8 protein-coding genes are annotated in these 13,037 nt (G+C 57.1%); 6 read left to right on the top strand and 2 right to left on the bottom strand.

Going from position 1 to position 13,037, the window contains the following annotated elements:
* Positions 1–172: 172 nt before the first annotated feature.
* Positions 173–1,837, top strand: a complete 1,665-nt coding sequence (gene ilvB / locus O1Q98_RS14505; protein ID WP_164513032.1) for an acetolactate synthase large subunit — start codon at positions 173–175, stop codon at positions 1,835–1,837.
* Between the two features lie 3 nt (positions 1,838–1,840).
* Positions 1,841–2,134, top strand: a complete 294-nt coding sequence (gene ilvN / locus O1Q98_RS14500; RefSeq protein ID WP_125260679.1) for an acetolactate synthase small subunit — start codon at positions 1,841–1,843, stop codon at positions 2,132–2,134.
* A gap of 43 nt (positions 2,135–2,177) precedes the next feature.
* On the opposite strand, the gene O1Q98_RS14495 is transcribed toward ilvN, so the two are convergent.
* Positions 2,178–2,945 carry a DedA family protein gene (locus tag O1Q98_RS14495; protein ID WP_125260680.1) on the bottom strand — a complete coding sequence of 256 codons (768 nt, stop codon included), beginning with the start codon at positions 2,943–2,945 and terminating at the stop codon, positions 2,178–2,180.
* A 220-nt stretch (positions 2,946–3,165) separates the two neighbouring features.
* On the opposite strand from O1Q98_RS14495, the gene O1Q98_RS14490 reads away from it, so the two are divergent.
* From O1Q98_RS14490 to rluA, 3 genes are all read left to right on the top strand, one after another.
* Positions 3,166–5,538 (top strand): DNA polymerase II, encoded by a 2,373-nt coding sequence (locus tag O1Q98_RS14490; RefSeq protein WP_125260681.1) that lies wholly within the window; start codon positions 3,166–3,168, stop codon positions 5,536–5,538.
* Positions 5,539–5,750: 212 nt separating this feature from the next.
* Positions 5,751–8,654 (top strand): RNA polymerase-associated protein RapA, encoded by a 2,904-nt coding sequence (rapA, locus tag O1Q98_RS14485; RefSeq protein WP_125260682.1) that lies wholly within the window; start codon positions 5,751–5,753, stop codon positions 8,652–8,654.
* 65 nt (positions 8,655–8,719) lie between these two features.
* Positions 8,720–9,373, top strand: coding sequence for a bifunctional tRNA pseudouridine(32) synthase/23S rRNA pseudouridine(746) synthase RluA (gene rluA / locus O1Q98_RS14480; protein WP_125260683.1), 654 nt, complete (start codon positions 8,720–8,722; stop codon positions 9,371–9,373).
* Between the two features lie 65 nt (positions 9,374–9,438).
* Here rluA and djlA read toward each other — a convergent pair whose 3' ends face one another.
* A complete protein-coding gene (djlA, locus tag O1Q98_RS14475) occupies positions 9,439–10,431 on the bottom strand; it encodes a co-chaperone DjlA (RefSeq protein ID WP_125260684.1) in 993 nt (330 codons plus the stop codon).
* Positions 10,432–10,618: 187 nt separating this feature from the next.
* Here djlA and lptD point away from each other — a divergent pair, with 187 nt between their 5' ends.
* A complete protein-coding gene (gene lptD, locus O1Q98_RS14470; RefSeq protein WP_125260685.1) occupies positions 10,619–12,994 on the top strand; it encodes an LPS assembly protein LptD in 2,376 nt (791 codons plus the stop codon).
* Positions 12,995–13,037 lie beyond the last annotated feature (43 nt).

The raw sequence follows: 13,037 nt of genomic DNA, 5'->3' as shown, positions 1-13,037 counted from the left end.
GCGCTGCTTGACGCGGTCGTCGTCGTGCGCGTGGTGGTCGTGGTCGGCAGCGCGCCGTAACGGGTTCCGAATCAAACCTAGATTCCCAAACCCCGCCGGCGCAAGCCGAGCGGGGTTTCTTCTTCCTACCCTCCCCGCTCTCCTGACACCGGCTCTGATAAAGGACAGGATTATGCGTTATACAGGCGCGGAGCTGATCATCCGCCTGCTGGAACAGCAAGGCATTACTACCGTGACCGGCATTCCCGGCGGTGCTGCATTACCGTTGTATCATGCACTGGGCAAAAGCCAGACCATTCGCCATGTGCTGGCCCGCCATGAACAGGGGGCCGGGTTTATCGCTCAGGGGATGGCGCGCGTCAGCGGTAAAGCCGCCGTCTGCATGGCCTCCAGCGGGCCGGGAGCCACCAACCTGCTGACCGCGATCGCCGATGCCAAACTCGATTCCATCCCGCTGGTCTGCATTACGGCTCAGGTTTCCTCAGGCATGATAGGGACAGATGCGTTTCAGGAGGTCGATACCTACGGCATCTCGATTCCCGTGACGAAACACAACTATCTGGTGCGCGACATCAGCGAACTGCCGCAGGTGATTAACGACGCTTTTCGACTGGCGCAATCCGGTCGCCCCGGCCCGGTGTGGGTAGACATTCCCAAAGACGTGCAGACCGCCACCATTGAGCTGGCGCAACTGCCTGCCCCGGCCGCACTCTCCCCGGCGCCGGCTATCGACACCCAGGCCCTGCGCGCCGCCGCCGCGATGATTAATCAGGCCAAACGGCCGATTCTGTATCTGGGCGGTGGCATCATCAGCGCCGGAGCGCATCAGCAAGCCATCGAACTGGCGGAGCGCGCCGGGTTGCCGACCACCATGACGCTGATGGCGCTCGGTGCCATGCCGGTTGACCACCCGCTGTCGCTTGGCATGTTAGGGATGCACGCCGCCCGTTGTACCAACCTTATCCTGCAACAGTCTGACCTGCTTATCGTGCTCGGCGCGCGCTTTGATGACCGCGCTATCGGCAAAGCCGAACAGTTCTGCCCGGATGCCAGCGTGATTCATATCGATATCGACCCGGCCGAGCTTGGCAAAATCCGCACACCGCATGTCGCCCTGAATGCCGATGTTGCTGACGCGCTCACACAGTTGCTGCCGTTAATCGACACCCAGTCACGCCAGGCCTGGCGCGATGAGGTACAGGCGCTGCAACGCGAATTCCCGCTGAACATGCCAAGGGTGGACGATCCGCTGAGTCATTACGGGCTGGTACACGCGGTTGCCGGGCAGCTTGATGACAACGCGATTATCACCACCGATGTCGGCCAGCATCAAATGTGGGTGGCGCAGGCCTACCCGTTACGCCGCTCGCGCCAATGGCTGACCTCCGGCGGCCTCGGCACTATGGGCTTTGGCTTGCCCGCTGCCATTGGTGCTGCGCTGGCCGCGCCTGAGCGCACTGTGGTGTGCTTTTCCGGCGACGGCAGTTTGATGATGAACATTCAGGAGATGGCTACCGCCGTCGAAGAGCAACTGAACGTTAAAATCGTCTTGATGAATAATCAGGCGCTGGGATTGGTTCACCAGCAACAGGCGCTGTTCTACCAGCAAAACTACGTTGCCTCTGATTACCGCTATCAGACCAATTTTCTGGCCATTGCCGCCGGATTCGGCTTCGCCACCTGTGACCTGAACGCCGCCGATGACCCGCATGCCGCACTGCGTGATGCCCTGCAACGCCCCGGCCCGGTGCTCATTCATGCCGCAATTGATATCAACGAAAAAGTGCTTCCGATGGTGCCGCCGGGTGCCGCCAACATTGAGATGATTGGAGAGTAAATCATGACGACCCCGACTATTCCCGCGCAGGTGACACTTGAGCTTTCCGTGCGCAACCACCCCGGCGTAATGTCGCATGTCTGTGGCTTATTTGCCCGCCGCGCCTTTAACGTCGAAGGCATTATGTGTATGCCGCTGCCAGACAGCGAGCAGAGCCGCATTTGGCTGTTGGTGAAAGACGATCAACGCCTGCCACAGATGATAAGTCAGGTAGAAAAGCTGGAAGACGTGTTGCAGGTAACGCGCCACGGCGAAGAGATGCGAATTTTTGATCAGGTGGCGGAATTCTACCGCTAACCTCGGGCGCGATACCGGGCAAACCGGTATCGCTCCGGCTCATTTATCCATGCAAAATCTGCCACAGCAAACGCCGGTACACCGGCATCAACGGATGCTGCCACAGTTGCCACAGACTAACGGCGGCGATAACCGATAACAGGGGTGCCAGCCAGCGCAGACGTGACGCCGTCAACCCGCCGGTTGACGCGGCATCGTCCCCACGAGGGACGCGCCACCAACGCCACAGCAGCCAGCCCGCGCACCACAGCAACACCGCCGTCACCAACAGCAACCACTTAAAGCTGCCGCTATCGGCCTGCGCAGGAATATCGATAGCCACACCCGCCAGAATGCCGGGCAGCAGATACACCGGCGGCCAGGTGAGGCAACCGAGAATATTCGGCAGCGCAAAACGCCGGGGCGAAAGCTCCAGCATACCCGCCACCATCGGAATCAGCGGCCGCGTCGGGCCAAAAAACCGCCCGACCAGAATCGTCGCCATACTGTGGTGATGCAGCATTTTTTCCGTGCGGTACAGATAAGCGCGATGCTTTTGCAAAAATGACCAGCTATGCAGCCGGTCTTTAAAACGCCAGCCGATGAAATAGGAAATCCAGTCCCCCAGCAGGCAACCGACAATCCCCATGCCCCAGGCCGGGTAAAGCCCCATGTTGCCGCTGCCGATAAGCGCGCCGAGTGAAGCCATCATCAGCGTGCCGGGCAACAGCAACCCCACCAGCGCCAGTGACTCCAGAAACGCGACCAGCAGCACCGCCGTCAGCGAATAGGCCAGTGATTGTGTTATCAAATGTTCCAGCCAGGCTTCCATAAATCTCTACATTTCTGCTTTTTTATGAACGAAGATAACGGGATGATAGCAGGAAAGCGGCAAACGATGGCCGATAATAGCAGTGGGATGAATAGCAATGGGATGTATCACGCCAGAGCGTTGTCAGGCACAGGCATAACTGGACAGATACTGTATAAATACCCATAATTTTCTACACCGTAGATTTTTGACTCTGACAACCTAACCCTGACGACATGTGATGAGCATTACCTCTCCCCGGCAAGGCTTTGTGTTAACCCGCCATTGGCAGGATACCCCCGCTGGTATTCAGGTCGATTGCTGGCTGGCCACAGACGATGGCCCCTGTCAGGTTCGCTTGCCGATGCAGCAAGCGATAGCCTTCGTTCCGTTACGTCACCAGGCGCTTATCAGGCGCATGTTGCGCCACGAACGTCACTGGCAATTGCGCCCGGTGCCGCTACAGAGTTTTCACCACGAGCCGCTGCTGGGGCTGTATTGCCAGCAATACCGCCAGTTACTGCGTATCGAAAAACAGCTGCGCGAGGCAGATATCGCGGTGTATGAAGCTGATATCCGCCCGCCAGAGCGCTTTTTGATGGAGCGCTTTATCACCGCGCCGGTGTGGTTTAGCGGTGAACCCTCTGCCAGCGGCGTGCTGGAAAATACCCGTCTTAAGCCTGCCTCTGGCTATCAGCCGACGCTTAAAACCGTGTCGCTGGATATAGAAACCAGTCGCCACGGCGAGCTGTACTGCATTGGGCTTGAGGGGTGCGGGCAGCGTCAGGTTTTTATGCTGGGGCCACCCAACGGTCAGGCGGATGAGGCCGCTGGCCTGACGCTCGATTATGTCGCCAGCCGCCCGCAACTGCTGGAAAAACTCAATCAGTGGCTGGCAACCTATGACCCGGACGTGATCCTCGGCTGGAATCTGGTGCAGTTTGACTTACGGGTATTGCAACAACACGCCGAGCGCTATCACATCCCACTGCGCCTTGGGCGTCACGCACAGGCGCTGGAATGGCGGGAGCACGGCTACCGGCAGGGGCACTTTTTCGCCAGTGCGCCGGGCCGTTTGATTGTCGATGGCATTGAGGCGCTGAAATCCGCCAGCTGGCATTTTGCGTCTTTTAGCCTGGAATTTGTCGCGCAAACGCTGCTTGGCGAAGGCAAAGCCAGCGAGAACCCCTATCAACGGCTGGATGAGATAGAGCAGCGCTTCGCCCACAATAAACCGGCGCTGGCGCACTATAACCTGAAAGATTGTGAGCTGGTGACACGCATTATCGAACACACGCACTTGCTGCCGTTTTTACTGGCGCGCGCCAGTGTTACCGGGTTAGCCGCCGACCGCAGCGGCGGCTCGGTGGCCGCCTTCACCCACCTGTACCTGCCGCGTATGCACCGCGCCGGTTTCGCCGCCCCCAATCTTGGCGAGGTGCCGCCGCAGGCAAGCCCAGGCGGCTATGTAATGGACTCGCGCCCCGGTCTCTACGACTCGGTGCTGGTATTGGACTACAAAAGCCTCTACCCCTCGATTATCCGCACCTTTTTGATAGACCCGGTCGGGTTGATTACCGGCTTACAGCAGGCTGATGAACAGCACTCCGTGGCCGGTTTTCTCGGTGCCCGGTTTTCCCGCCAGCACCACTGCCTGCCTGCGATTGTGGCCGCTATCTGGCAGCAACGCGACCTGGCCAAACAGCACGGCGACAAGCCGCTGTCGCAGGCGCTGAAAATCATCATGAATGCGTTTTATGGCGTGCTCGGCTCCAGCGGCTGCCGCTTTTTCGACCCTCGCCTCGCCTCATCGATTACCCTACGCGGCCACGACATCATGCGCCAGACGCGGGCGCTGATTCAAGCCAGGGGCTATCAGGTCATCTACGGCGATACCGATTCGACATTCGTCTGGCTTAAGCAAGCGCACAGTAACGCCGCCGCAGATGCGATTGGCCAGGAACTGGCAGAACACGTCAACCGCTGGTGGCAACAGCACTTATTTCAACAGCATGGGCTCACCAGCGCGCTGGAGCTGGAGTATGAGACCCATTTCCAGCGCTTTTTAATGCCGACCATTCGCGGTGCCGAGCTTGGCAGCAAAAAACGCTACGCCGGGTTGATACACAGTGCGCAAGGCGAACAGATGGTATTTAAAGGGCTGGAAACGGTGCGCTCCGACTGGACGCCGCTGGCGCAACAGTTCCAGCAGCAACTCTACCAGCGCATATTCCACCGCGAGCCCTATCAGGACTGGCTGCGAGCGTTCGTGCAGCGCACACTCAGTGGCGAGCATGATTCATGGCTGGTCTACCGCAAACGCCTGCGCCACAAACTCAGCGACTATCAGCGCAATGTGCCACCGCAGGTGCGCGCGGCACGCATGGCCGACGACTACAACCGCCAGCACGACAGGCCGCTGCAATATCAAAACGGCGGCTGGATAAGCTATGTCATTACCGTCAACGGCCCGGAACCGCTAGAGAACCGCCGCTCCGCGCTCGACTACAGCCATTACGTCGAAAAACAGCTTCAGCCGGTGGCTGATGCAATTTTACCCTTCCTGCACGATGATTTTGCTACACTGATTACCGGACAAATGGGGCTATTTTAATGTGATGCTGCTGCCTGACAGGTGACGAACAGGCCACCATCCAGTACCATAGCGCCCTTTCAAAATATCAGGCGTTTCCCATCCCCGTACTACCCGCTATGCCCGACATCGCCCACGGCGTGTTGCGCACGGCAGGACAGGTATTGCCAGATGAGGGGCGCGACCCCGGTCAACACATTCTCCGACAACGACGAGTATCGAGTTTAGAATTTATGCCTTTTACACTTGGTCAACGCTGGATAAGCGACACAGAAAGCGATTTGGGATTGGGTACGGTAGTAGCGATGGATGCCCGTATGGTGACGTTGCTGTTTCCCGCCAGCGGCGAAAACCGCCTCTATGCCAGAAATGACGCCCCCATCACCCGCGTGATGTTCAATCCCGGCGATACCGTCACCAGCCATGAGGGCTGGCAGTTACAGGTTGACGATATTCGTGACGAGAATGGCCTGCGCACCTATATCGGCCAGCGGCTGGATACGCAAGACTCCGCCGAGCTGCGCGAAGTCTTTTTAGACAGCAAACTCACCTTTAATAAGCCGCAAGACCGGCTGTTTGCCGGGCAGATAGACCGGATGGACCGCTTTGCGCTGCGCTACCGCGCCCGCCTGCACCAGCACGCGCAGGCATTGCAGCCGTGGGGTGGCCTGCGCGGTATGCGCGCCAGCCTTATCCCGCATCAGTTGTACATTGCCCGTGAAGTGGGCCAGCGCCACGCGCCACGCGTGCTGCTGGCTGATGAAGTAGGGTTGGGTAAAACCATTGAAGCAGGCATGATTATCCACCAGCAACTGCTGGCCGGACGCGCCGAGCGCGTGCTGATAGTGGTGCCGGAAACCTTGCAGCATCAGTGGCTGGTGGAGATGCTGCGCCGGTTTAACTTGCTGTTTTCTCTGTTTGATGACGAGCGTTACGCCGAAGCGCGTCTGGACAGCGACAACCCGTTTGAAACCGAGCAGTTAATCATCTGCTCGCTCGATTTTGTGCGCCGCAACCCCTCGCGCTTTGAACAGTTACAGGATGCCGAATGGGACTTGCTGGTGGTCGATGAAGCGCACCATCTGGCCTGGAGTGAAGCGGCACCGAGTGCGGCTTACCGCGCCATTGAGAAGCTCGCCGAGGTCACGCCCGCAGTCTTGCTGTTGACCGCAACGCCAGAGCAGTTAGGGCAGGAAAGCCACTTTGCCCGCCTGCGCCTGCTTGACCCGGATCGCTTCCACGATTATCAGGAATTTGTCGCCGAACAACAGCACTACCGCCCGGTGGCGGATGCCGTCAGCTTGCTGCTGGGCGGTGAGCCTATCAGCGATGCGCAGCGCAACATGTTAAGCGACATGCTGGGCGAGCAGGATATCGAGCCGCTGCTGAAATCCATCGCCAGCGAGCGTGAGGATGCTATCAGCGCCCGTCAGGAGCTGATAGCCATGCTGATGGACCGCCACGGCACCAGCCGGGTGCTGTTCCGTAATACCCGCCAGGGGGTAAAAGGCTTCCCGAAACGCGAGCTGCACCAGATAAAACTGCCGCTGCCGACGCAGTATCAAACCGCGATGCGCGTCGCCGGTATCATGAATGCGCGTAAATCAGCGGAAGACTGCGCCCGCGACATGCTCTACCCGGAACAAATTTATCAGCAATTTGAAGATGATAACGCGACATGGTGGAGCTTTGACCCGCGCGTTGAATGGATGCTGGATTTCCTCACCAGCCACCGTGATGAAAAAGTGCTGGTTATCTGCGCCAAAGCCGCCACCGCGCTGCAACTCGAACAAGTGCTGCGCACCCGCGAAGCGATTCGTGCCGCCGTGTTCCACGAAGGGCTATCGATTCTCGAGCGTGACCGGGCGGCAGCGTATTTCGCCTCCGCCGAAGACGGCGCACAGGTGCTTATCTGTTCCGAGATAGGCTCCGAGGGCCGCAACTTCCAGTTCGCCAGCCATCTGATCATGTTTGATCTGCCGTTTAACCCGGATCTGCTGGAGCAACGCATCGGTCGTTTGGATCGTATCGGCCAGAGCCGTGACATCCAGATTATGGTGCCGTATCTGGAAAATACCGCGCAGGCATTGCTGGTACGCTGGTATCACGAAGGGCTCGATGCCTTCGAGCACACCTGCCCGACCGGTCGCACCATTTATGATAAGCACCATGAACAGTTGATTACGCTGCTGGCGAAACCCACCGAAACCGACGGGCTTGATGAGCTCATCCACACCTGTCGCCAGCAACATGACCAGCTCAAGGCACAACTGGAACAGGGGCGTGACCGCCTGCTGGAACTGCACTCCAATGGCGGTGAGCAGGCTCAGGCGCTGGCTGCGGCAATCGCCGAGCAGGATGATGATGTCGGTCTGGTCAATTTTGCCCTCAACCTGTTTGATATCATCGGTATCCATCAGGATGACCGCAGTGACAACCTGATAGTGCTGACGCCATCGGATCATATGCTGGTGCCGGATTTCCCCGGCTTGCCGCAGGATGGTTGCACCATTACCTTTGACCGCGAGCAGGCGCTGTCGCGCGAAGATGCCCAGTTCGTCAGTTGGGAGCACCCGCTGATTCGTAACGGGCTGGATCTGGTGCTCTCCGGCGACACCGGCAGTTGCGCCGTCTCGCTGCTGAAAAATAAAGCCTTGCCGGTTGGCACCTTGCTGACGGAGCTGGTGTATGTGGTTGAAGCGCAGGCACCGAAAAAACTGCAACTGACCCGCTTCCTGCCACCGACGCCGATTCGCGTACTGCTCGATCGCAAAGGCACCAATCTGGCCGCTCAGGTGGAGTTTGAAAGTTTCAATCGCCAGTTGAGCGCGGTGAACCGTCATACCTCCAGCAAGCTGGTGAATGCGGTACAAGATGATGTCCATGCCATGCTGCAAAAAGCCCAGCCCGTGGTGGATGCACAGGCGCAGGTGCTCATCACCGAAGCGAAAAACCGTGCCGATACCGAACTCCGCCGCGAACTTGAACGTCTGCAAGCGCTGAAAGCCGTCAACCCGAATATTCGTGATGACGAACTCGAGGCGCTGGAAGAACAGCGTGAACAGGTGCTGCAAAACCTGCAACAGGCCAACTGGCGTCTCGATGCTATCCGCCTGGTGATGGTGGCGCATCAGTAAACGCCATCGGTTGTCTATATATACGCGCGGCAACGTCACTGACGTGCCGCGCTGTCGGAGTTGTCATGCACCCCTACAATCCGCCGCGCGATCCCTGGTTACATATTCTGTATCAAGACCCGCATATTATGGTCGTGAATAAACCGAGCGGCCTGCTCTCAGTGCCGGGTCGGGCCGAGGAACACAAAGACAGCATCATGAGCCGCATTCAGGCCGATTTTCCCGCCGCCGAATCCGTACATCGGCTCGATATGGCGACCAGCGGCGTAATAGCCGTGGCGCTGACCAAGGCCGCCGAGCGCGAGCTTAAACGGCAGTTTCGCGAACGAGAGCCGAAGAAATCCTATGTCGCACGCGTGTTTGGCCATCTTGAGCAGGATGAAGGGCTGATAGACCTGCCGCTGATTTGTGACTGGCCGAATCGCCCCAAACAGAAAGTCTGCTTCGAGCAGGGCAAACCCGCTCAGACCGCCTATCAGGTTCTCTCGCGCGATGATGATGGCACCACTCGCGTCAACCTAATGCCGATTACCGGACGTTCGCACCAGTTGCGGGTACATATGCTGGCGCTCGGCCACCCGATTTTAGGCGACGGGTTTTATGCCTCGCCCGAGGCGCTGGCGCGGGCCCCAAGGCTGTTACTGCATGCTCAAGAGCTGGCTATCACGCATCCGGCATTCGCCACACCGATGCATTTTCGCTGCGAAGCCGACTTTTAAAGCGCGTCCGGCACGATGACGTGTCTCGTTAACAACAGGATGACAGTGGGGAAACGCGCAGGGCGTCAGCGGGAAAACTTGTGGGTTTTGAGGAATTCGTAAGCAGCCTGAATGTCCTGGGCTTTGCGCTTGGCCATTTCAATCATTCTGGGCGATAGCCCTTTGCCCATCATTTTATCGGGATGATGTTCACTCATCAGTTTGCGGTAAGCCCGTTTTACCGTCGCCGCATCATCGCTGGTATGCACGCCCAGCGTGCGGCAGGCGCTCTCAAGCGTAGGCCCGCGCGATGACACCGGCGGACGCTGGCCATAAGACTGCCCGCCATACGAGCGCTGATAAGATTTATTCCCCTGACGCGAAGAAGAGTTATAGCTATTGTTCTGTGACTGTGAACTCCCACTCCCCTGCTGAGACTGCCCTTGTTGTCTCGACTGGCTGTTCTGCCGTGACTGATTATTTTGCTTGGATTGGTAACTGTTCTGCCGCGACTGATAATTCCCCTGGCGCGACGACTGGCTGTTACGTTCCATATTGCGCATGAACAGTTCAAACTGCTCGCGCGTCACGCCCAGCTCATCGGCAAAAACATACAGCAACCGGCGCTCGTTAGGGTGCAGCGCGCCATCAACAAACGCGACCTGCAATTGAATTTCAAGAAACATGCGAATCAGATCAAAGCGGCCGATGCAGGCATCGCGCAGTTTACGCAGCTTGTTTCGCACCGGAAACTGACTGGCTTTGCCTTCGCGAAACGCCTGTTGCGCCGCATTGCGCGCTTCGCCATACAGCTCAAGCCTATCCATCATGTTGGTGGCGATACGGATGTCTGACTCCGTCACCCGCCCCTTGGATTTCGCCAGATGTCCCATCGCCTGAAAGGTCGTGAGACAGAATAATGCCTGACGGGTCGCCTGTGCGGAAAAAAAGTCGCGCTGACGGGATGCCCGGGCTCTGTCAACCAAATGACCTAGCAAGAGCCCGATAATCAACCCGCTGATCCCCGCGCTGGATACAATCCCGAGCGCCAGTCCCAGCAACTTTCCCCAATACTGCATATACTCCTCAAATCCTCATGCCGTCGGCTAAAAATTGCTTTATCATACCCGTCATTTATCTTTGCTCCTAACGGCAACGCATAGAAAATGGCGGGGATTTTGCACTGGCACCGTGCCAGTGGTTATATCAAGTCTCTGGCCGTTTGCCGGCATACTGCCCCTGATGACGGAACACCTGATACTGCGTATGAAAAAAAGTCTTCCAACCTTGCTGGCCTCGCTTATCGGGTCGGCGCTGTACAGCCAGCATGCGCTGGCCGATCTCGCCTCTCAGTGCATGTTGGGCGTACCCGTGTATAACCGTCCGTTTGTCGCGGGCGACACCAACCAGTTGCCGGTTCACATTACCGCTGACCAGTCACAGGCCAACTATCCGAACGATGCGGTGTTCTCAGGCAATGTTTACGTTGAACAAGGCAACCGTGTCCTCACCGCCGATCAGGTGTTGCTTAACCAAAAGCCGCAGGCGAATCAGGCCGATCCTGTCCGTACTGTGACCGCCATCGGCAATGCGCATTACGATGACAATCAGGTGATCCTCAAAGGCCCGAAAGCCTGGTCTAACCTGAACACGAAAGACACCGACGTGGAGAACGGCAACTATCAAATGGTTGGCCGTCAAGGGCGCGGCGACGCCGACAAGATGAAGATGCGTGAGAATAACCGCTATACCATTTTGGATCACGGCTCATTTACGTCTTGCCTGCCTGGAGATGATAGCTGGAGTGTGGTCGGTTCGGAAGTGATTCAGGACAGACAAGAAGAAGTTGCTGAAATCTGGAATGCCCGCTTTCGTATCGCCGGTGTCCCGGTGTTCTACAGCCCCTATATGCAACTTCCGTTGGGTGACAGACGCCGCTCCGGTTTTCTCATCCCCAATGCCAAATATGGCAGCAGCAATGGGTTTGAGCTGATTACACCCTATTACTGGAACATTGCGCCAAATTACGACGCCACCATTACCCCACACGTGCAGACCAACCGTGGTATGCAGTGGCAAAACGAGTTCCGCCACCTGTCGCGTTTTGGCTTTAGCCTGGTTGAATTTGACTGGCTGGAGAACGACAGGCAGTACAAAAATGACGTGATGTCGGGCAAATCCGGCTACGCCGCCGATGATGACTATACTCGCTGGCTGTTCCACTGGCAGCATTTCGGCGTGATGGACCAGGTCTGGCGTTTTGGCGTGGATTACACCAAAGTCAGTGACTCGAGCTATTTTACCGATCTCGACTCTTTCTACGGTAATACCACTGACGGTTATGCCACGCAAAAATTCAGCCTGGGCTACGCCAACCAGAATTGGGATGCCACATTATCGACGCGCCAATATCAGATTTTCAGCAGTCTGGCGAGCCGGGATGTGTATCGCGCAATGCCGCAGCTTGATATCAACTACTATCAAAACGATGTCGGCCCGTTTGACTTCCACCTCTATGGTCAAGCGGTGAAATTTACCAACGTCAACCCCGTCTACCCTGACGCCAGCCGCTTCCATGTCGAACCGACGTTGTCGCTGCCGATTGCCAACAAATGGGCCAGCCTGAATACCGAAACCAAACTGATGGCGACCCACTATCAGCAGGAAAATCTGGATAAATACCTCGCCAGCGGCGTCAACAACACCGAGGCACTGGCATTAAAAGAGAGCGCCAATCGTGTGATGCCGCAGTTCAAAACTGACGGCAAAATGGTGTTTGAACGCGAGATGGACTGGGCGGCAGGCTACACCCAGACGCTGGAACCTCGCGTGCAGTACCTGTATGTGCCATATCGTAATCAGTCATCCATTCGTACCTATGACTCCACATTGTTGCAGGCTGACTACGCCGGTTTGTTCCGCGATAGAACCTTCAGTGGCCTGGATCGTATCGCTTCAGCCAATCAGGTATCGAGCGGCGTCACCACCCGGTTATACGACAGCGCGCTTGAGGAGCGGTTTAACGCCTCTCTCGGCCAGATTTACTATTTTGACCGCCCGCGTACCGGGACATCCACCAATATTGACCAAAATAATGACAGCGGCAGCCTGGCCTGGGCTGGCGACGCCTATTGGAAATTCGCCGATAACTGGGGCGTACGCGGCGGCGCTCAGTACGATAAACGCATCAATAATTTCACATTGGGTGATGCGGTACTGGAATACCGTGGTGGTGGCGAACGTATGTTCCAGTTGAATTACCGTTTCGCCAGTGCCGAATACATTCAGGCAATGTTACCTAACATCAGAAATCCGGGTTATCAGCAAGGTATTTCTCAGGTTGGCGCTACCGCCAGTTGGCCGCTGTCAGAGCGCTGGGCGATTATCGGCGCTTACTATTACGATACCAAAGCGAATCAGCCTGCTGACCAGAAACTCGGCCTGCAATACAACACCTGCTGTTGGGCGGTCAACGTTGGCTATGAGCGTAAAATTACCAAATGGAACAGCAACCTTAACCAAAGCGTGTATGACAACAAAGTCGGCTTCAGCTTTGAGTTACGCGGGTTGAGTAGCAACTACAGTCTGGGAACAGGAAAAATGCTGGCAACGGGCATTTTGCCTTACCAGCGCGCCTTCTAAGGTATTTGATGATGGTGTTATGCCGGGAACTCTGACAACGAGA

The sequence above is a fragment of the Dickeya lacustris genome (genome assembly GCF_029635795.1).
GTDB lineage: Bacteria > Pseudomonadota > Gammaproteobacteria > Enterobacterales > Enterobacteriaceae > Dickeya > Dickeya lacustris.
This window is presented reverse-complemented; position numbering and strand designations above follow the sequence as displayed.